Raw genomic sequence first — 21,689 nt, 5'->3', positions numbered from 1 at the left:
AAAAGTCATTTTATAAACGACCGGCCAGAGCTGACTTTTTTGAAAAGCATTACGCTTGAACCAACTCCAAATGAGCGCCGGGCTCGTTGAGTGCCAGGCGCCAAAAGGTCAGGAACTGAAGCAGGGCATACCCCGCGGGCCACGTCGTGGCATCTTCCGGGTCGTCGGTGTGGTCGCAGGCCAACTCCCAGACCAGCTCTTCGGCATCCGCCCCAAAATTGGCCTTTCCAGGGGAGCAATTAGGAAATAAAGCATCCGGGCCATCGTAGAATAGCTCCTTTATTCCTTGGGCGTCGGCGGCTTGCCGCAGAGCCTGGACCGAGGGGAAAAAGAGGGATGCCGGTGATTCCCACGCCGCCAGCGGCTCGCCCATCGGGAGCCCCTGCGCGTGGCGGAAACAGAGGTGAATGGCCATTAATAGCTTCCGTAATAGTCCCACTGGATGCCCATCGGGTTGGCACCGACGACCGCGCCTCTGTGCAGGGCCGGGTGCTGTCCCAGGATATGGGTTTGAAGCACGGTTTCCAGCAAATCCCGACCAAATGAGCCATCCGCGTTTTTCAACAGGACCCCGGCCTCGGCTTTCGCCAGATTGCCCAGCCGATTCCGGTCTTTCTCCGCCAGCAGTGATTGGTGCTCAATATCGGACAGTTCAGGTATCACCAGCTGCACCAAGCCGGCAGGAACCAGGTATTTTTCTGCCCACTTCAGCACCTGTTGCTCAATAGCGGTCGAGGTTACCGCCAGGTAGCCGAAGGCCTGGCAGCCCTGCGCCTGGTAGTGTTGGCAAGCATATACCAGGCGCAGGTAATCCAATTCCAACTTTTGCCGTTTTGCCCCGAGCAGGTCGAGGCTGGATTTAGCCATGCCAAAGATGTGGGTTGCGCCCGCAGCCGGTGCTTGAGGAGTGTCGGTTTCTTGCATAGGAAAGGAGGTTGGGAAAAAATGGGTACCAGGAGTGAGGGCTAAAAGTAGCGCTGTGCGGGTTACCCGACGAAGCAGCCATTACCGGACGATGAGCAAATCTTCCAGCCGGGTCGTAAAAGCCGGCGAGCGCCAGCGGGCCTGGCCTTCCCAGGGCGCACGAACTGCCTTATCCTGCGGAGCAGGTGGTAACACTGCCGAGGCCAGGCGCACGGTACCGCGGCCGAAACGCTGGTTCAGCGCGTCGAGGCTGGCCATGAGGTCGGGCCGCCCGACGGCTAGTACCTCTTCCTCCCGTGTGTTTTGATTCGGGGCCGACGACCCGAACAGGTCCAGCTGCTGACCCGTGCCGGGTGGCTCCAAGCCATCGAGCACCACGCCGGCTTTGTGGTAGACGGTGCCCGGCTCCCACAGGCGGCGGAGTAAGGCGCGGGCGTAGCTCACCAGCACCCGCGTGTCGGCCGTCGGGCCGATGGGCAGGGTGAGCGTCGCCGAGCGCGAGAACGGCGGCAGCACGTTGGTGGCAAAGCGGTTTTTACTGATATACACCGTCAAAACGTGGGCCATGTCGTCCTGCCGGCGCAGCTTTTCCGCCGCCCGCGAGAGGAAGGCCGTTACCGCCGCCAGCACATCCGCAAACGCGGAAAGGGGTTGGCCAAAGGTGCGGGAGCAGCTGATGCTCTGCCGGCGGAGCGTTCCATCTTCCGAAGGATGCAGCCCCGCGCAGGGCCGGCCCTGCAGTTCCTGCACCAACCGCGCCCCGACGACCCCGCCCAGGTGCTTACGAGCCCAGGCATCCGACACCCGCGCCAGGTCAGCCGCCGAGTCGATGCCCGCCGCCGTGAGCTTCTGGGCATACTGCCGCCCCACGCCCCACACGTCGCCCACCGGAACCTGCCCCAGGGCCCAGGCCCGCCGCCGGGCCGAATCCAGGTACAGTACCCCGCCCAGGCCGGCATCTTTCTTCGCCAGCCGGTTGGCCAGCTTGGCCAGCGTCTTGGTCGGGGCCACGCCCACGCACACCGGAATGCCGGTGCGCGCCTTCACGCCCACCCGAATGCGCTGGGCCAAGTCGGTCAGATTGCCCAGATACGGCGTCAGGTGCTGTTCCAGGCCGCTTAGGTCCAGAAAGGCCTCGTCAATCGAATAGATTTCTACCCCCGGCACCGTGGCTCCCAGGTAGTGCATCACGCGCCGCGACATATCCCCGTACAGCGTGTAGTTGGAGCTGAACACCTGCACCGAGTCCCGCCGCAGCTGCTCCTTCACCTGAAAATAGGGGTCGCCCATTTTCAGGCCCAGCGCCTTGGCCTCGGCCGAGCGCGAGATGATGCACCCGTCATTATTGCTCAAAATGACCACCGGCCGCCCTTCCAGGCGGGGTTGAAAAACCCGCTCACAACTCACGTAGAAGTTGTTGCAATCCACTAAGCCGAACACCGCTAGTCGTGGCTGTGCAGCAGCGCCGTTAGCTTGCCCGGGACCAGCTCGTGCACCACGTGCGTCACCACGCCCCAGATGTGCAGCTCTTCTCCCGTCCGAATCTGATAGGGCTTGAACGCCGGGTTCGCTGGCACCAGCCACCACGCTTCGCCCCGGCGCTCCAACCGCTTCACCGTGCAGTCGCCTTCCACCACCGCCACCACGATGTGGCCATGGTCGGCTTCCAGATGCTTGTCCACTGCTAATAGGTCACCGGGGTGAATTTCGGCCCCGCTCATGCTCTCGCCCATCACGCGCACCAGATACGTCGCGTCCGGGTGCCGGAACAGCAACCGATTCAGGTCAAACAGCCCCTCTAGCTCATCGGTGGCCGGGGAGGGGAAACCTGCCGCTACCCGGCAGCTGAACACGGGCAGGGAAGCGGGCATTGGGGCTTCCAATACCGGAATAAGAAGCACGTCGTACATCGGGCGATAAGAATGGGTGAACGCCCAAAGTAACGCATACTAATTTAATTAGTTTATATGACGACTAATAATTTTGGTAATATATACTGACAGTCAACCGTAAAGCTTTAATATAAAGGCATAAAAATAAAAATGTTTCTCGTGTTACTGAATAAGGGGAGCTATCACACTTAGATATTATTATTTAAGTGTGGGTATAATAAGAAGAGTGCTCTCAGTTCGCTGATATTTTCTATGGACAATAAAAAAAGTATATTCTTGAATTTTGTTGCTTTAGATAATATACTTCTTGCGGGTGGTTAGCAAAAAGTCACCCGCAAGAAGTTTGCGCACTCATCAAAAATTAAATGTGGGCACCAAGACGTGGCTAAGGGGCAAAGCAAACTGACGTGACACCCGCTCAAGGCATTCCGTATATGAGCTGAACTGCTGACTGCGCTATTCCCCGGAGCTTGCCAAGCCAAGTATCGCTGAGCGGGATGAAATCAGGCATCCGCGCTAAGTGCAGAACTCGTGGAAATGGAAGGTCATATTTTAAAAAGCCGTAACAATCCTTTTATGACTGTATCCTGCTTGAGCATATATCAGTTTATCGAAGCCTAGGTCTAACCATAACCTGTGCAGGTGATTTGCCGTCAGTTGGACTTGCATTTAACTTATCCCTCTGGAGAAAGCAAATAACTAGCATGTTGGCCAATGCGAAACGGGTCAGTATGCTTGAACTGGTCATCACCTAGTCGCTTTATCTGTTCTTCGGTTACCCAGCGCAGCTCGTTCGAGGCGGGCAATTGCAGATGACGCAGTTCGTGCTCCTGGGCGGGGGTCAGCTTCAGCTCATATACCTGATACACCATCAGCTCCGTAGCCTGAGTGTGGGGTGAATAATTGAGAGGCCGCCACACGGTATATAGATACCGCGGGTCAATTGTAGCAAAGGCTTTGGACAAAAAACCGGGTTCTACCAGCTCTTCTTGAAACTCGCGCTGCTGGGTGGTTTCGCGGTCTTTCTCCGACACGAACCAGTTGAGAAAGGGGATTAGGTTCTTGCCTAGTACCCTAACCCGCAAGTCATCACGGCTGTGAATGTCGATGGGCATAATTTCGTCCTCTCGCACGTCCCACTTGGTGAACTGGTCGCGTAGAGCCTGCGAATCGTGCTTGTAGACTCCACCCACTGGTTGATACTGATTGATGCGCCGGCCTTTCACCAGCAGGTAACGCCCATCAATTTTGATGCGAAACAAGTAAGAAATTGAAACCCGTACGTGTTTAGAAGCCAACTGGCGATTACTGGAATAGAGCAGCTTCATGCGCTTCCAGAAGCTGGGGCCACGCTTCTCGCGCTCGGATTCAAATAATTTAGGTATTAACCATGTACCGCTCTTCAGGAGCGGAACTAGTACTTGAAGGAACGTCATGGTGTGGCGGGTGAATAATGAAATGTGCTACTTAATAGCAGGACTGGGTTGCATCTGCTGCAGGGTGCTTTTGAGCAGCGCCGCGGTCAGCGGTTGATTAGGATAGGCCTGCGCGATGGCCTCGGGCAAAAACCGCAGGCGCAGGTCAGAAAAGGAATAGCCCAAGCCATTATTTTCCTGGGGGCCAGTTAGCTGAACCAACTCTTCCAGCTCTTTTTTGGTGAGCTTGACGCCAGCTAGGTCCTGCTCCAATAACTCCCGGCGCTCCTCATCCGAAGGGCGCTCGAAGGTCATTATAACGGCAGCCCGCCGCACGATGGCCTCATCGAGAAAATGTAGGCGGTTGGTCGAGAGCATAACCACGGCCCGACCCTTGAGACTGCGCAGGTCGTCTATTTTCTGAATTAGCGTGTTAACAGCGGCCTTTTCTTCTTGGTGCATCTGGTTAGTCGAGCGGGTCGTCGCGATGGCGTCAGCCTCGTCGATGAGCAGAAAAGCAATGCCTTCCTTAGATTCGGTTTTCAGCCGCTCGAACGCGTCGTTCACCAGCTGGGCCATTTGGCCGTGCAGGCCCTCGCCTCTCACCCGCGTGCTGAGCTTGATGAAGTACCCGTCTTTCTTGAGCTCGCGGGCAATTTGGTCGGCAATAGCTTCGGCCGAGGCAGTCTTGCCCGTGCCCGCGTCCCCTTCCAGAATCACGAGTGGGTAGCGGTCCGTAAGCGAGGCCAGAATGGGCAGGGCACTGCCGTGATGCTTCATGCTCCATTTCTTCAGGCCCTCTGGGTCCAACAATAGCCGCAGGTTGAAGTGAATCCGCTCGAAGCGCTTAGTAAAGCCAATCAGGGAGGCAGCGCGTTGCTGGATTTCTTTGTTCGGAAGCTCAGTGATGTTATCGAAAATCTTGGAGGCCATTACTTGAAATTTACTTTGTTGAGTTCGTAGCCCTTGCTGGCGTAGCCCTGCGCGGCCGCCCGCTGCAGGTGAGAGTAGGTTGTATCCAGGCTGGTCGAGCCCCAGCTTAGCTTTTGCTTAGCGTGGATGGCTTGCTTCTTGGTTTGGTCCAACGATGACCAATTGGAGTTGTGGTGCACAACGACAGTCAATTGGCTGCCGGCAATGTCAGGCCAATCGTTGCTGCCCGCCCGGTCGCCAGACATCGCGCTACCTTCCTCATTCACGGCATAGCTGGCCGCTTGTAGAACCTGTTCCAGCGCATTTGTAAGGATAATGTCCACACGGCTCAAGTAGCGGCCCTCGGCCATTACCAGCACGTCGTGGCAGAATTGCTCGACTTTTTCTTGCGTAAGCTTACCCGTGCGTCGGGCAATCATGCGCAGGTCAGCTTCAAAATTCCCGAAGGTCTTCTGTATGTCTACTACCGTGTAGGTAGCGGTTTGAGTTTGGGTGTACATAATAAGCAGCAGGTTATTGTGCTTCAATGTTAAAGCTGGGGCCAAACACGGCCTCCCACTCTTCAGTCGTCGCGCCCATGGTACGGCTGGACTGACCAATGCTCAGGCCTTCGAAAGCTTCGTCAGCCGCCTTTACTACCCGAGTCCAAGCATCTTTATCCAACTTACTGGCGGCGTTATTTTCATTGTTGGTAGGGTCAGCAATGAAGACCGGATTGGTAAAGCGTGGCACCGTGTTGATAGCCGAGGGAAAGGTGATGACCGGAAAGTCGCGCCCACTAACGAACTGGAAAAAACGGATGATGCCCTCCTCGATACTTGACTCGCTGCCGTAGGTATCGTCTAAGTAGGAGGCAATCAGTTCGATAGTGAACGAAGTGAGCTCCGGCTTGAGGCCCTGCCGATTGCGCCACCATTTCAAGGCCCGCACGATAGAGGTGTAGGATGCATTCTGCTTACGCGCTCGCAGATTCGCCTCTAGCTGCTTGTCAACGCTGGTAATAAAGCGCCCGCCACCGCCTCGCTCCGGCTGCCAGACATAGGTGCTCGGCGTATCCGGTACCACCGGCACAATGTCTACTTCGAGTCCTGTGCCTTTGAAGGTGATTTTAATGGCTTTGGTCTTGCCCTCTGCCTCAACGTCACCTACGTCCTTGGTGGGGTAGATTTCGAGTAGGTACTTGACCACGTAGTCGTGCAGCTTGTCTACATCGCTTTTAAGCGAGTCGTCACCGTCCACAAAGAGCACTAGGTCGACATCTACTGGGTGTTCGCCCTTGGGACGTAGAACAGTGTGCTTCTTCCAGGAACCTGCAATTAAAAAGCGGGTGACTTTCATGCCGGTGCTGGTATCGTCTTTGATTTTGGCTGTTAGCCGGTCACGCAGGTTTTGAATCTGGTCCCGATACTTCCCCATGTCGTCACGATGGAGCTTAATGCGGTTAATAAAGTTGCCAAGTTGGGCGTTGTCGAGCTTCATATGGTGGATGGAGAATGAGTAAGCAAAGGCGAGAAGTATACCATCTCAAAGGATGGGTGACTTAAGTATTGCTGCCTATTTCCCAAAACCAAGCCACGATGGACAAGGGCCTTTTCAAGCGTATGAGGGTAGATTACTACAAAAGGAGCCTGCATTATTTGCGTAGTAACACGCAAATAATGCAGGCTCCTTTTGCAATGCCAATTTTAGACCAGCGCTTTGAGCTGGCAAAGAGCAAAGCGGGTTACACGGTTCGGCTTCGCTCCCGCCAAGAAAATGACGAAAGTTGAGTCCTTAATCAGATAGCAACATGCTGGTAAGGGTTCGGACATCCAACCCCAGCGCTTTGGCTGCTTTGGCTTTCACCCCTCCACATAAATTCAGGACTCGCACCGCATGGGCCCGCTCGGCATCCCGCATGAGCAGCGAGGTCGAAGTGTTGGCGGCTCCTGTCTGGCGGTAGCGCACCGGCAGGTCCTGGGGGCGAACTGCCGGGTTATCTCCCGGCACAAATATGTAGAGCTTGGTGAGCAGGTTTTCCAGCTCGCGTACATTCCCTGGAAAGGGATGGTCAAGCAGCAACTTGCGAGTTGCAGCAGTTAAACGCAGCGGCTGCGCCTTCTGCAACGATTTCTGTTGACGCTTCACCAAATGGTCGATAAGTGCTTCACGCTCTTTCGAAGGCCATTCCCGCAGAGAAGGCAGTTCCAGCTCGGCAACGGCGAGGCGAAAGTAGAGGTCCCAGCGAAATAGACCCTGTTCGCATCTTTCTTCCAATTGCGCATGGGTTGCGGCTATGACCCGAACGTTTACCTTTTGAGGTTTGCCGCCAATAGGCTGTATCTCGTCGCTCTGCAGGACGCGCAGCAGCGTTACTTGCAAGGCCGGCGAAATGTCGCCTATCTCATCCAGGAATAGGGTGCCCCCTTCAGCTGCTTTGAACTCCCCTTCGGCGTTCTGGTCAGCCCCAGTAAAAGAGCCCTTTTTATGCCCAAACAGGCGACTTTCTAACAGGGTATCCGTTAGCGCAGCGCAATTGAGGGCCCGAAATGGTGCTTTATTGCGCACTGATTGTTCGTGAACGAATTGAGCCAAGCGTTCCTTCCCCGTGCCACTTTCCCCACGAATCAGAACCGTTACATTGTCGGTTTGGGCTACTTGGCTCGCCCTCTGATACACAGTGTGCAGGCTGTCACTAAGGAAATGGGTGTCTTCGTCTGGAATCAGGGGAGAAGAGCCCGACTTAAGCTGCTGCTCACGGATAATAGCGGTTACAGGAGTGGCTGACCGCTCTACATCTAGCCGCATAAGTGCAGGCAACCCATCGGGACTGAATTTGCCTTCTTGCGTCTGCACTAAGCGGGTTCTGAGCCCAAGAGTGGTATGGCACACGTACCAAGCTAATTGCATGATAGGCGTGCCAGGTGAGAAAAATATGGTCAACTCCTGCCCTTTGTGCTGAAGCAGCCAAGTTTCTACTTTGGTTTTTACCTCTGCCAAATCGATAACATTAACCAACGGAAGCAGCTCTATCCGAATGTTACGTTTTGGGAATTTGCCAAGTAGGTGAGCCAATAAACGTTCGGCTAATGGTTCATCTTTGGCAGTAGAGTATAGCAAGACATGCTCATCAAGTCCATTTTCTAAAAAGAAGTATTCGTGGAACTGGGAATTTGGTCCTGTTGGGTTCACCTTGTCGAATTTGCCTTCTATGAAGCGAAAGTCGTTCTTTCGAGCTAACCAGGAAACTAGCAAATGGGCCATAGGGAGAAAGTAGTAAGCTGTATAAGCCGTACCGTTATTCAAAGTAATGAGCTTGGGGGCACAAGTTGGAGAATTTCAAGGTGCCATTATTTTAAAGCTTACTGCTAAGCCTTTAGCGGAATCAGATTGCTAATGACTTCACCAGCCATTAACTTGGACCACTTTTGGAACGTCCGGCCAGGTTCCTCGCCGCCTTATTTCAACCGGCTCCTGTCAGACACTTAACCATGATTGCTTATCGCCTCTCCTTCACCACAGCCTCGCTTGCCCATGTCGAATCCATGCGACTGGTGCAGCTGTTGCTTGATAGGGGGTGGGAGACCACACGTCAATTAGTTGCGACGGAAGATGTTCTGCAAAAAGGCAATCAGCGCACATCCAACCATCAAGCCGTAGAATTGCTGGCCCGCTTGGCAAAGTTGCCGCCGGCACTTCTCGAAGCCCTTCCTAAACTCGATACCGAAGCCCAGCGCCAGGTGCTTTTCGTTGGCATTTGCCTAACCTTTCAGTTCATCGCGGATTTTGTGACGGAGGTGGTTATGCTCAAGCTGCAGCTTCACAGCCGGCAGTTGTATGAATCCGATTACCGGGCATTCGTGGAGCAAAAGCGCGAATCTCATCCCGAGCTTACGCGGCTCACAGAAAACACTCAAAAGAAGCTAAGGCAGGTACTATTTAAAATGCTTGAACAGGTAGGACTGCTCAAGTCGACACGGGAGAAAGAGCTACAGCCCTTGCTTATTCATTCCCAAGTGCGCAACCTGTTGGAGCAGCACCTGCCCGAGGCGCTGCTTTATGTTGGGGTCTCAGGTCCCCGCTCCCTCTAACACATCCCATGAAACAATCCATTCCTGAAAAGGCTGAACGGCTGTTTCAGACCATATCTGGTTCTCGTTTCCTGAAGCGCGAGCTACTGGGTGGCGACATTCACTTCTTTATTTCCACCCACGCTGCCGAACAACAAACGGAGATGCGTCAGGCTATTGCCGCCTTGATAAAACGGTTGGACAATACCGGAATCCAAGTTCTGGAAATCAATTTGTTCAAGTTGGCGCTGTCAGTCCTGGATTCGGAGATAGGGCTACCAGCCTTGTTCGAATTTGAAGAGCAGGAAAGTGCAGCAGAATTCCGTGAAGCACTTCACTCCGCTATGGATATGAAACAAGTATTACTGCCCGCCATAGAGCGGCATGTGCAAAGCGCGACTCCCCAGGTGTATTTCCTTACCGGAATCGGGGAAGTATATCCTTTTATTCGCTCTCATAGCATCCTGAATAATCTACATCATTTGGTTGAGCGTGCTCCACTTGTTGCCTTTTTCCCAGGGACCTACTCTGGTGAACAGCTCAAACTATTCGGGCTGCTTGCCGACGACAACTACTACCGCGCGTTCAACCTCGACACTTTCACTGAATAGCCCTTATGCTCGTTTCTACCCTCTTCGAACAGAATATTGCCCGACCTATTGAAACCGTCATTAAGGCGGAAGACCGCGACCATGTGGTGCAGGAGGTAAGCGAGTATGTAGTTACCGCAGACATCGGGAAAAAGATTGCCGAATTTTTCGACGCTTACGTCGACTTCTCGGGTATTAACGGAGCTTGGATATCAGGTTTCTTCGGTTCAGGCAAATCCCACTTGCTCAAGATTCTTTCCCACGTCTTGGATAACCAAGCACATGGTGGACGGCCGGTGGGAGAAATATTTGCCGCTAAGATTCAGGACTCTATTCTGAAAGCCAATATTGAAAAAGCGGGGCGCATCCCTTCGGAGTCCATTCTATTCAATATTGATAATAAGGCCTCCCATAGCTCTAGCCAGCAGATGGAGACCTTGCTGCCGGTCTTCTACCAAGTGTTCTATGAGCACCTGGGCTTCTTTGGCAGCAGCCTCCACATCGGAACCTTCGAGTGGATGCTGTGGAAACAGAAGAAGTACAAAGAGTTTACCAACCAGTTCGAGGCGGTATCGGGCAAGTCGTGGGAGGAGCGTCGGCCGTTTCATGCCTTCCCGGATACCAAAAAAGCCGCAGCGCAAGCATTGGGCAACGTGCTTGGAGGACAGTCGGAGGACTATCTCAACATTCTGAATGACTTCAAAAACACGGCCTCGACTATGTCGGTGGATGACTTCTGCTCTAAAGTAGAAGACTACCTGAAGGAGAAGCCGACCGGATTCCGCCTCAACTTCTTTGTTGATGAAGTCGGGCAGTTCATTGGTAGCAATACCAAGCTGATGCTGAACCTGCAGACCATTGCGGAGACACTGGCTGTAAAGTGCAAAGGCCGTTCCTGGGTATTGGTTACCTCCCAGGATGATTTAGAGCGGATTGTGGGCGACATGAACGCGAGCCAGCACAACGACTTCTCTAAGATTACGGCCCGCTTTAAAACCAAAATGCCTCTAACATCCGCTAACGTGGATGAGGTGATTCAGAAGCGTCTGCTGGAGAAAAACGAAGACGGTAAAGTAGAGCTCAAGGGCCTTTGGGCGAGGGAGCACGCCAATCTGAGCACGCTGCTGCGTCTAAGCACGACGGGTAGGCAGTTCGTCGAATTCAAGAATGACGGTGACTTCGTTAACAAGTACCCCTTTATTCCTTACCAGTTCTACCTCTTCCAGGAGTGTATCCGGCAGCTGTCGACCCACAACGCTTTCCAGGGCCGGCACGCCTCTGTTGGCGAGCGGTCCATGCTCGGCGTCTTCCAGGAGGTGCTGAAGCAGGCTGGGGACTATTCAGCTGGGTATCTGGTCAGCTTTGACCGACTCTTCGATGGGTTGCGCAACACCATCAAAAGTGAAGTACAGGCGGCCATCTTTACCGCAGAAAACAACCTGGGAAATGATTTGGCGAAGCGAGTGCTGCGGGTGCTCTTCATGGTCAAGTACTACTCTGCATTTTCAGCCAATCTGCGTAACCTGGCCACGCTGCTCATTGACAATGTAAACGTAGATGTCACGGCGCATGAGCAGCAGGTAAAGGAGGCGCTGGAGCTGTTGGAGCAGCAAACTTATATCCGGCGCAACGGGGACCTTTATGAATATCTCACCGACGAAGAGAAGGATATTGAAAACTCCATCAAGGCTGTTGACATAGACAATCAGCAGGTAGGAGGGGAGCTGCACAAGCTCCTGTATGATGACATCATTGCGGACAACAAGCTCCGGTATGCTGCAAACAAACAGGACTATGGCTTTACCAGAAAAGTGGACGGTGTACTCTATGGCCGTGAGTCGGAGCTGATTCTTGACATCATCACGCCCAACCATCCCCAGTTCGATGACGAGCAAGGCCTGCGTGCTCTAACCATGGGCTACCCAACGATGGCGCTGTTCCGCTTACCAGATGATGCCACGCTGCTGCCTGATGTGCGCATGTACCTGAAAACGGAGAAGTACGTCCGACAGCAGTCAAATGACAGCCCCAGCGAGGGGCAGAAGCGTATTCTGCGCGAAAAGCAGGAGCGCAACGACGAGCGCCGCCGCACCCTGGTGAATCGGATGCGGGCTTTGCTTGGAGAGGCTAAGGTCTACCTGAGTGCAAGAGAAGTGACCAACGGCACGTCAACGGACGGGAAAATCCGCGTTAACAACGCCTTCCAGGAGCTAATTAACGTCGCTTACCCAAGCCTGGCACTGCTGAATAACGTGACCGTGACAGAGGCTGACGTTCGCAGTACGCTACAGGCGAAGCATGATGATTTGTTTGCTGGGCCCAAAGCAGCTGTTTCGGCCGCCGAGCAGGCAATCTTAAACTACGTGCATCTGCGTAAGCAGCAATCCGAGCGCACAAGCGTAGTGGACGTGCGCGACAATTTTGGCCGTAAGCCTTACGGGTGGTATCCCAATGCGGTGTACAACCTGTTGGCCAACCTCTACAAGCGAGGGAAGCTGGAGCTGCGGCGCGACACCACCATCCTGACTGACAATGCGGTGCTGGACGGGCTGCTGAACAACCGTCAGCAGGGCTCTACCATGCTGGAAATACAGTTGGAGTTTGATGCCCAGCAAGTCAAAAAGCTATGTGATTTGTACCGGGATGCTTTTGACAAGCTGTGCCCTAGTACCGATGCGAAGGAAATAGCCAATCAGTTCCGAATCGAAGCCGCGCAGCAGCTGGGCGAGGTAAACGTCTTGTTAGGTCAGAAGGCTCAGTACCCATTCCTGGTAGCTCTTGAGCCGGTGCGCAGCCTGTTTGCTGATATCACCAAGCGAGATAATACTGCCTTGGTTACCGAGGTGCGGGAGTTGGAAAAGACACTTCTTGACTTGAAAGAGGATGTACTAGACCCCATTCGCCAGTTCATGAGTGGAGGGCAGCGTACCATCTTCGACCAGGTGCGCAGCTTTATGGAAGGCCAGCAGTCCAACTTCAGCTACGTAGACCACACCGAGCTGGACGCCCTGAAAGAAGCATACCAACATCCCTCGCCTTATAAAGGCAAGGTGCTGACGGAGGCCAAGGGCAACATGACCGCCTTGCAGACCCGTGTTAACGACCGCATCAAACAGGAGCGGGAGGAAACCATACGGGTCGTAGAGCAGCTACTTCAACAGTTACAAAATCGGCCGGAATTTGCACAACTTGATGCTGTGCAGCAACAGGATGTACTTACTCCTTTCCGGACTTTACGCCAGCAAGTGAATGAGCACCGCTTTATCGCGGACCTGCAGCTTGCTTGCACCCGTGCCGGTGACCCCATGTACCTGGATGCGCTGAACCGCTTGACCGCCCTGACGGCACCAGCCAAAAAAGAGGACGATGAAACGCCAGGCGTCGAGGAGCCACGCATCCGGTACGTCAACAGTCATCAGATTAAAGTGAGCATTGGAAAAACGGAACTGCAGAGCCCTGGCGATGTAGAAGAGTACCTGACTGCGCTCCGGACGAAGATGCTGGGCTTGCTGGACCAAAACCAGCGCATTGTGCTCCCCGCTTAACTCTACTGCTTTTTCAACACGTCTTGTATTGACGGCTCTGCTCGAAGCCAGAGCTTCATTTCTTGCCTTTTATCTAGTCTTGTGAATACCAACGCCCTGAAGCGCTTCGCGCAGCAAACCCGTACGCTGCTGTTGGAGCAAGTTGCTACCCGTTTACATCTGGTCCTCAAAACGGATAGCGTAGAGCTGCGTGAGCGGGCTGAGCAAGTGGCCGCTTTGCGAACTGCGCTACAGACAACCACAGCGGCGGAGCTGGTAGATAAAGTAGCCTATACCTGGTTCAACCGGCTGGTGGCCTTGCGCTACTTGGATGTGAACGGGTATCAGCCGCTTGGCGTGCGTATTGTCTCCCCCGCTGAGACCGACGAAAGCCACCCGCTGCCTGAGGTGCTACAGTTGGCTCAACAGGGGATGATTGATTCAGAGCTGTTACCTGACCAGGCAAGGGTAATGGGGTTGCTGCGCGGCACTATCCCGAGTCAGAACGTAGACAATGAGGTGTATCGGGAATTGCTGGTTGGGGCCTGTAATTCACTTCATACCCTTTTCCCCTTCCTTTTTGAGCCCCTCCAAGACCACACGGAGCTACTCTTGCCAGCTGACCTGACAACCATGTATTCCGTGGTGTACAAGGTGCGCAACGAGCTGCTGGTCGAAGATTGCCAGCACGTCGAGGTGTTGGGCTGGCTTTATCAGTTCTATATCGCAGAGCGAAAGGACGCTGTTTTCGCAGCCAAGACCAAGGTTAAAAAAGAGGACATTCCGGCCGCTACGCAGCTATTCACCCCGCGGTGGATTGTGGAGTACATGGTGCAGAACACCTTAGGAAAGCTATGGCTACAGCACCACCCTGATTCTGGGTTGCGCCAGCACATGCCTTATTTTATTGAATCACCGAGTCTGCAAGCCACTGAGAAGCTACCCTTGAGCGGACCAGAAGAGCTTACCGTTCTTGACCCGGCCTGTGGCAGCGGCCACTTGCTCATCTACGCTTTTGAGTTGCTGGCTCACATTTATGAGGAGGAAGCTTACAGTAAGGCTGATATCCCTGGCCTTATTCTGACTAATAATCTACGAGGGCTTGAAATCGATGAGCGGGCTGCCCAGTTAGCGGGGTTTGCCTTAATGATGAAGGCGCGTTCTTATCATAATCGGGCTTTTCGTAAAGAGCTCACTCCCCATATTACACACTTAAAACCCTTAGTACTACGTAAAGAGCAAGCACAGGCGGTGTTAGCCCAAGTGGGGCTGCAAGGCTCTCTGGAATTATGGCACGACTTGGATGCTTTGCGTCAGGTGGATAACATCGGGTCATTACTAGTGCCTCGTTCGCCCTCAAAAGAATTATCCAGCTTTAAGGAGGTATTGGTCTCTCAAGGTGCTACAGCAGACATGTTCCAACGCAATGAGAAGGAAGCGTTGATTAAAGGTCTCACTACACTAATTGAGTTAAGTAAGAAAAGTGCTTGTGTAGCAGCCAATCCACCATACATGGGTAATGGCAACATGAACGCGGCTTTATCAGCATTTGTCAAGAAAAATTATCCTGATAGCAAAACAGACTTAATGGCCTGCTTTATGGAAAGCAGCTTAGCCATGTTAAAACCCTGTGGCTATTTAGGTATGATTAATCAACAAAGCTGGATGTTTGCCCCTAGCTACGATGGCCTTAGAATCAAGTTGATTGACAATCTATTATTTGATACTTTGCTGCATTTAGGTCCACGTACTTTTCCTGAAATTGATGGGGAAAAGGTTCAGAATGCGGCATTTGTGTTGTATAACAAAAAGCCAATCGATGAATTAGGTATTTATATTAAGCTAACTAATTTAAAGGATTCTAATCTCAAAAAAGAAGCGGTAATCAAAAGTGCATCAGGAGTTAGCACGGAAAATATATATCAGAAGTCCCAAAAAGCTTTCTCACAAATTCCGGGAAATGTTATCAATTATTGGTTTGACAATGATTCACTTGAGGCATTCTCCCAAAATGAAAATCTAAATCAATTTGCTGAAAAGCGCCTTGGTCTTTGTACGGGTGACAATGAATATTTCTTGAGATTATGGCATGAAGTAAGCTTTGACAAGATAGGATTTAATCATAAGTCTATTGGTGAATTCCGACAGTCAGGTAAGAAATATGCTCCTCACAATAAGGGAGGTGAATTTAAAAAGTGGTTTGGCAATAATGATTATCTTATAAAATTTGATGACAGCAATTATAATAAGCTGTCAAATATGTGTAACAAACTAGCCTCTAAATCCCACTATTTCAGGCCATGCATTACATGGTCTGAGCTTAGCAGTGCTGAGTTTGCAGTTAGATTCCAGCCACAGGGAACGGTCTTTAATATAAAAGGACCATCATTATTTCCGCGTGATAACAATAACTTCGATTATATACTAGGCTTAGCGAATTCTAGCGCTTTCAACCAATTGCTTAAAGGCGTTAGTAACGGCCTCAGTATAAATGGAGGTGATGTTGAAAATATCCCATTCGCTGTTGATAAGCATCATTTCGATGCTTTAACTGACTTGTCAAAACAGCAGCAAAATATTGCAAAATACGATTGGGATAAGCACGAAAGCTCTTGGGACTTCAAAGGTCACCCACTTATGGACTTTAACAGGTCGGAGTCAATGATGCAGTATTTGCTGAGCGATTTTGCAATGCATTTAGCTTCGCTCTATAAGCAAATGGTGTTTAATCAGCTCGAAATAAACAAAATAGCTAACTCTATATATAAAACGAGTACTGGTATTAAATTATCAAGTGCAATTTCTAGTGCAACAGTATTAAGTGAGGAATTGTCTTCGTCAGGTAATAATGTGTTCGATTTGCCGGGTTATAACTTAGATGACTTCGATAGAGATATAGAAAAAAATATAAGTAAAAGAGCATTAGTGATACAGTTGATTTCTTACGCTGTTGGCTGCATGTTTGGTAGATATTCGCTAGATAAGCAGGGGTTGATATTGGTTAATCAAGGTGAAGATTTTGCTGATTATCTTAAAAAAACAGGGGTGAATGAAGCACAAATGAGCTTTGTTGCTGATAAGGACAACATAATCCCTGTTTTAGATGATGAATGGTTTGAAGATGATATTGTCGCTGGATTTACAAGCTTTCTGAAAGCTGCTTTTGGAGAAAAAAATACAAGCCAGAATCTGAATTATGTTGAGGAATGCTTAGGTAAGACTCTGCGTCAGTATTTCAGTAAGGACTTTTTCGCCGACCATGCTCGACGCTATAGCAAGAGGCCAATTTACTGGTGTTTTAGTTCGCCAACCGGTGCTTTCAGTGTATTGGTGTATCTACATCGCTATAATGCTGACACTCTGAATTTGGTTTTGAATCGGTATCTGAGGCCTCTGCTAGCAAAATTCCATGAGCGTATCGAACGCCTGAAATATTTGCAGATAAGTTCTGATTCAAGTTCTGCGGAGCGTAACCGCGCACTAAAAGAGCAAGATAGATTGGAGCGCCAACTTCGTGAAATACAAGATTATGAGCGCGACACATTGCTGCCTCTTGCGAATGCTCGCATTTCAATCAACTTGGATGAGGGGGTTCTAGTGAATTACAACAAATTTGGCAAAGCTGTTCGTGAAGTGGCTGGCCTTAATGACATTAAGGCAAAAGCAAAAGTGCGGGCTTTTGATTGGATAGACGCGACCCAAATTCGATGAGCAATCTAGAAGAAACCTTGGTGCGCCTGTTTGAGCGTTACCGCATCTTATTCTGGTATGATGCAGATGGCGTCTTGGCTGAAAGGTATAAGGATGTCAAGCTTCCAGGAGTAGAGAAGATTGAAGTGGATGGAACCCCGTTTCGGGTAAAGTGCCGCGTGCTCCATGAGGAACCGATGCAGCAGTTCCTGCTTTACTTCCGTCATGCGCGCCCTGAGCCTGCTCAAGATTGGCTGCTCGACATCTACTTGGCTCACTATGAGTTTCGTACTGACAAAATATCCATCTTTATCCAGGAGACGCCCGGACTAACGGAGGAATATCGTGCGGTAGTAAATGACCATTCGGAGTTCTTTAACAGCCAAGAGCGTCGCCAGGCTATAAGCAAGCGTTTGGTGCCTGATGATACTCCTGAAAAGGTTCGGTTCAAGCTTCTGGCCGTTGTGTTTGGCTCCGAAGAAATAAGCCTTGAAGCCTATTTGCTGGCGTATTTCAAGTTGTTGGCCGCAGGGCAGGAAGCTGGGGTAGAGAAAGAACTGGAGCGCTATAGTCTACGCGAGCCCTTCTGGGGACTTGTCAACCAGCGCTACGGCTATATGTCGAAAGCACCTAGTATTTACGGGTTCCTGTTGGAGCTGTTTGGTCACCATTTCCCCTTGGAGGCACTGGGTAGTCTTACCGCCGAAGCGGATGTGCTGTTGCCGCGGTGGAAGAATGACCTGCGCTATCGTGAAAGCTTCCGGACCCTCTCTGAACGAGTAGCAGGTGACTTGGATGTTGAAGCTCGTTTGAATTCAGCCGACCTCGATACGCTCTTGGCTGATGACCTTTTCTCCCTGACCGAACAGCGTATCCTGGCTGAGTTGGTGCAGCGGCTGGTTGCAGGTCAAATCCCACCAGAACGGGTCACAAGAGTGGTCAAGGAAAGAAGTAACCGCTTTTTCTATCCCGATTACCAGTCGTTCTACGAGGCGCTAAGCTATGCCGCTCAGCTGTTGGAAACCGTAGCCGCACCGCTCCCTGCATGGTCTAATCCCGCTGCCGCGCTGGAATGGTACACTAGCACCGGCTACTTACCCGACCGGTACTATCGCCACTTTATACACAGCCTGAGAGCAGCTCACCAGAACAACGTGCTGGCACCTTTGGCCCAGCGGGTAGAGAAAGTGTATCTGAACGATTGGGTGCTGCCCGTCGCCCAGCGTTGGCAGCTGCAGCTGGATGCTGCACCAGGTACCTGGGCAGTACCTACGGGCCGGCGCCAACGAGACTTCTTCGCTTACTACGCTCAGCCGCTCCTCAACGAGCGTCGCAAGGTGTTCGTGGTGATTTCTGATGCCCTGCGCTTCGAGTGTGGTACTGAGTTGTATCAACGCCTGCAAGGGCATCAACGCTACCAAACGGAGCTCAATCACCTGGTTACGGGCTTGCCTTCCTACACCCAGCTGGGTATGGCGGCGCTGCTGCCGCACCAACAGCTACGCCTGGAAAGCCCCGATGCGGTTTGGGCCGATGGAAGGAGCACGCAGGGAATGGCCAATCGGATTAAAATCCTGCAGGCCTCCCTTGGCGAGAAAGCAACGGCCTTATCGGCCGAGGATTTCATGCAGCTACCCAGCAGCACCACAGGTCGGGAACTCTCCCGCAACCATGATGTAGTATACATCTACCACAATCAGATTGATAAGGTAGGTGACGACTTAAAATCGGAGGACAAGGTCTTTGAGGCGGCTCGACAGGAAATAGAGTACCTACTTAGCATAGTGGACAGAATCCGAAACATCAATGGTACTCACATCTTCATTACGGCCGACCACGGCTTCCTCTACCAGCAGTCTGAGGTAGAAGAAAGCGAATTCAGTGGCAGCCAGCTGGAGGGAGAAATCTGGAAAGAGTCCCGACGCTATGTACTCGGCCAGCCACTGAAGGGTGGCTCTGCATTAATGAGCTGGACGGCTGAGCAGCTGGGCTTGGAAGGTGAAACGCAGGTTCTGATTCCACGGGGTGTGAACCGTTTGCGGCGCCAAGGTGCCGGAAGCCGCTACGTGCACGGCGGAGCCAGTCTTCAGGAAGTGGTAGTTCCGTTGGTGAAAGTGCGGGTAGTGCGCGAGCAGACGACGAGTCAGGTCAGTGTAGACGTGCTTCGCATGAGCAACAACCGCATTACTACCGGCCGTCTGCCGGTGAGCTTTATTCAGCAAGAGCCCGTCACCGATAAAATTCTGGCGCGAACGATTCGCGCCAGGCTGTTAGCGGGACCTGGCGAGGAAGTGATTTCAGACGAGGTTACCCGAGTCTTCGATTCCGCCGATGCCAATGTTCGCACCCGGGAGTTTCAGCACACCTTTACCATTAGCCCGGACGCTGCCAAACGCTACCGTAACCAGGAGGTGAAGCTTCGACTGGATGAACCCGTGCCCAACACCGACAAATGGAAGCAGTACCAGGAGTTCAGCTACACGCTCCTGATTTCCTTCACGTCAGATTTTGACTCTTTCTAAACGCCATGAGTGAGCTACGGCAGAAACTGAATCAGCACTTTGCGGGCAAAGTGGTTCGTAAGGACCTCACCAAGCTGGTGAAGGGCAATGCCATCGTGCCCACCTTCGTGCTAGAGTACCTGCTGGGCCAATATTGCGCGACCGACGACGAAACGACCATACAGGATGGCGTGGGGCGGGTAAAGGATATCATTGCCCGCCACTACGTCCACCGCGACGAGGCACAGTTCATCAAGTCTACCATCCGCGAGAATGGCTCACACCGCGTGATTGACAAAGTTGCCGTTCATCTCAACGACCGGCGCGACGTCTACGAAGCCTCATTTGCCAACCTGGGGTTGAAGGGCGTTATCCTGGGAGCTGATGTCGTGCAGGAGCATCGTAAGCTGCTCTCCAGTGGTGTATGGTGCATTGTTACCCTCGCGTACATGGTTACCGAGGAGCGGGACCGTTCACCCTGGATTATCGAAAGCCTGAAGCCCGTTCAGATTTCCGGCATCGACCTTGAGGAGTACAAGCAGGCCCGGCGGCAGTTCACGAAAAACGAGTGGGTAGACGTACTGCTGCAATCCATCGGGCTGAATCCAGCTGAATTTTCATTCCGCTCCAAGCTATTGCAGCTGGCTCGTCTGATTCCTTTCGCAGAAAACAACTACAACCTGATTGAGCTAGGGCCGAAGGGTACAGGCAAGTCCCATATCTTTTCCGAAATGTCGCCGCACGGCATCTTGATTTCAGGCGGCGAGGTTACCAAAGCCAAGCTGTTTGTGAATAACAGCAGCGGAGATATCGGGTTGGTCGGGTACTGGGACGTAGTGGCTTATGATGAATTCGCAGGCCGAGAGAAGAAGGCTGACCGAGGCTTGGTTGACATCATGAAGAACTACATGGCCAACAAGTCGTTCTCACGGGGCACCCAAGTATATGGAGCTGCGGCCTCCATGGTGTTCGTGGGGAATACCGACCGGGCTGTGCCCTACATGCTCACGCACAGTAACCTGTTTGAAGCCCTGCCGGCTTCGTATTACGACTCTGCTTTTCTGGACCGCCTACATGCTTATTTGCCAGGTTGGGAAACTCAAAAGCTGCGCAACGAGATGTTTACCGATGACTATGGCTTCATCGTGGACTATCTGGCTGAGATACTAAAGGAGCTGCGCAAGGAGGACTACTCGCACGCTTACACGCGTTATTGTCAACTGTCGGACACAATTACGACACGTGACAAAGACGCCATCTCCAAAACCTTCTCTGGCCTGATAAAGCTCATCTACCCTCACGGAGAGTACACGGAGGCAGAAGTATACGAGCTTCTGGATTTCGCCATTGAGAATCGCAAGCGGGTTAAGCAACAGCTCATCAAGATGGATGAGACGTTTGAAGAAGTTGACTTCAGTTACGTTCAGCTCAGCAGCGGCCGCAAGAAGAGCATAGAGACCCTGGAGGTAGAAGAGTATGGCAACGGGCGAGGGGAAGCCCCTCAGGCACCGCCTTCAACTGTTGCTACACCTAGTTCAAATCCAGAAGGTACATCACCTGTCATAACCAGTGTTCCAAAGCCCGGCCAGCGAATTCTGCGTGACAATCAGACTAATGTCACCTTCGCTGACCTGTTTGGTCCATATTTGGTTGGCACGAAGCGCGTTGTTGTAACTGACCCGTACATCCGGCACCCATACCAGCTGCGCAACCTGATGGAACTTGCCCAGCTGCTGGCAATGCAAAAAACTGATGGGGATGAGGTAGAGTTGCACTTAATCACCTTCAATGAAGAGCCCTATCTGGAAACATCCAGAACAGCTTTTCAGGAGATATGCGACTCATTAGCAAGCAGCGGTATTCGTTTCAGCTTCGCCTTTGATGGCACACTGCATGACCGTGCTATAGAGTGCGACAATGGGTGGAAAATAGTACTTGGCCGGGGGCTAGACATCTATCAAAAGACCAACGGGCGCTTTGATATGGCGGAGTTCATGCAGCAAAAGCGTCTGTGCAAGGCGTGTGAGGTAACCTATCTAGAATTGCCAAAGTGAATCTGCTTTAGCTTATAATAAGTGAGCGCAAGAGTGAGAAAAGAAATTTACCATGTGGTAGTAGGGGCAGAATTGGGAGCAAAGGGCGTCTCGCAAAAAGACACTTTCTTAATTCTC

15 protein-coding genes are annotated in these 21,689 nt (G+C 52.1%); 6 read left to right on the top strand and 9 right to left on the bottom strand.

Annotated features, from left to right (window positions below; translation table 11 throughout):
* Positions 1 to 49: 49 nt before the first annotated feature.
* The 9 genes from HBN54_RS20895 to HBN54_RS20855 all read right to left on the bottom strand — a co-directional run bounded on the left by HBN54_RS20895 (position 50) and on the right by HBN54_RS20855 (position 8,407).
* On the bottom strand, positions 50 to 415 hold the full coding sequence (locus HBN54_RS20895; protein WP_168675180.1) for a hypothetical protein: 366 nt from the start codon (positions 413 to 415) through the stop codon (positions 50 to 52).
* Positions 415 to 924, bottom strand: a complete 510-nt coding sequence (locus HBN54_RS20890; RefSeq protein WP_168675179.1) for a hypothetical protein — start codon at positions 922 to 924, stop codon at positions 415 to 417. The genes HBN54_RS20895 and HBN54_RS20890 overlap by 1 nt, the downstream gene beginning before the upstream one ends.
* Before the next feature lie 81 nt (positions 925 to 1,005).
* The gene (locus HBN54_RS20885; protein WP_168675178.1) at positions 1,006 to 2,364 is read right to left on the bottom strand and encodes a Y-family DNA polymerase; all 1,359 of its coding nucleotides are present in this window, start codon (positions 2,362 to 2,364) and stop codon (positions 1,006 to 1,008) included.
* A gap of 2 nt (positions 2,365 to 2,366) precedes the next feature.
* Positions 2,367 to 2,834, bottom strand: a complete 468-nt coding sequence (locus tag HBN54_RS20880) for a LexA family protein (protein WP_168675177.1) — start codon at positions 2,832 to 2,834, stop codon at positions 2,367 to 2,369.
* Between the two features lie 656 nt (positions 2,835 to 3,490).
* Positions 3,491 to 4,252 carry an SMODS-associated NUDIX domain-containing protein gene (locus tag HBN54_RS20875; RefSeq protein WP_168675176.1) on the bottom strand — a complete coding sequence of 254 codons (762 nt, stop codon included), beginning with the start codon at positions 4,250 to 4,252 and terminating at the stop codon, positions 3,491 to 3,493.
* Between the two features lie 27 nt (positions 4,253 to 4,279).
* Positions 4,280 to 5,164, bottom strand: a complete 885-nt coding sequence (locus tag HBN54_RS20870) for an AAA family ATPase (RefSeq protein ID WP_168675175.1) — start codon at positions 5,162 to 5,164, stop codon at positions 4,280 to 4,282.
* The gene (locus HBN54_RS20865) at positions 5,164 to 5,664 is read right to left on the bottom strand and encodes an HORMA-1 domain-containing protein (RefSeq protein WP_168675174.1); all 501 of its coding nucleotides are present in this window, start codon (positions 5,662 to 5,664) and stop codon (positions 5,164 to 5,166) included. Before HBN54_RS20865 ends, HBN54_RS20870 begins: the two co-directional genes overlap by 1 nt.
* A gap of 13 nt (positions 5,665 to 5,677) precedes the next feature.
* A complete protein-coding gene (locus HBN54_RS20860; protein ID WP_168675173.1) occupies positions 5,678 to 6,643 on the bottom strand; it encodes a CBASS oligonucleotide cyclase in 966 nt (321 codons plus the stop codon).
* A gap of 294 nt (positions 6,644 to 6,937) precedes the next feature.
* On the bottom strand, positions 6,938 to 8,407 hold the full coding sequence (locus HBN54_RS20855; RefSeq protein WP_168675172.1) for a sigma 54-interacting transcriptional regulator: 1,470 nt from the start codon (positions 8,405 to 8,407) through the stop codon (positions 6,938 to 6,940).
* Between the two features lie 227 nt (positions 8,408 to 8,634).
* Between HBN54_RS20855 and HBN54_RS20850 the strand changes: the two genes are divergently transcribed.
* The 6 genes from HBN54_RS20850 to brxL all read left to right on the top strand — a co-directional run bounded on the left by HBN54_RS20850 (position 8,635) and on the right by brxL (position 21,572).
* Entirely contained in the window at positions 8,635 to 9,234 is a 600-nt protein-coding gene (locus HBN54_RS20850) for a DUF1819 family protein (RefSeq protein ID WP_168675171.1), read from the top strand.
* 8 nt (positions 9,235 to 9,242) lie between these two features.
* Positions 9,243 to 9,824, top strand: a complete 582-nt coding sequence (locus HBN54_RS20845; RefSeq protein WP_168675170.1) for a DUF1788 domain-containing protein — start codon at positions 9,243 to 9,245, stop codon at positions 9,822 to 9,824.
* A 5-nt stretch (positions 9,825 to 9,829) separates the two neighbouring features.
* Positions 9,830 to 13,348 (top strand): BREX system P-loop protein BrxC, encoded by a 3,519-nt coding sequence (gene brxC, locus HBN54_RS20840; RefSeq protein ID WP_168675169.1) that lies wholly within the window; start codon positions 9,830 to 9,832, stop codon positions 13,346 to 13,348.
* A gap of 81 nt (positions 13,349 to 13,429) precedes the next feature.
* Complete coding sequence (gene pglX / locus HBN54_RS20835; RefSeq protein ID WP_168675168.1) at positions 13,430 to 17,038, top strand: BREX-1 system adenine-specific DNA-methyltransferase PglX; 3,609 nt, start codon at positions 13,430 to 13,432, stop codon at positions 17,036 to 17,038.
* A complete protein-coding gene (pglZ, locus tag HBN54_RS20830; protein WP_168675167.1) occupies positions 17,035 to 19,539 on the top strand; it encodes a BREX-1 system phosphatase PglZ type A in 2,505 nt (834 codons plus the stop codon). The genes pglX and pglZ overlap by 4 nt, the downstream gene beginning before the upstream one ends.
* Before the next feature lie 5 nt (positions 19,540 to 19,544).
* Entirely contained in the window at positions 19,545 to 21,572 is a 2,028-nt protein-coding gene (brxL, locus tag HBN54_RS20825; RefSeq protein ID WP_168675166.1) for a BREX system Lon protease-like protein BrxL, read from the top strand.
* Positions 21,573 to 21,689: the final 117 nt, after the last annotated feature.

This window comes from Hymenobacter artigasi, from assembly GCF_012275535.1.
Taxonomy (GTDB): Bacteria; Bacteroidota; Bacteroidia; order Cytophagales; family Hymenobacteraceae; genus Hymenobacter; species Hymenobacter artigasi.
This window is presented reverse-complemented; position numbering and strand designations above follow the sequence as displayed.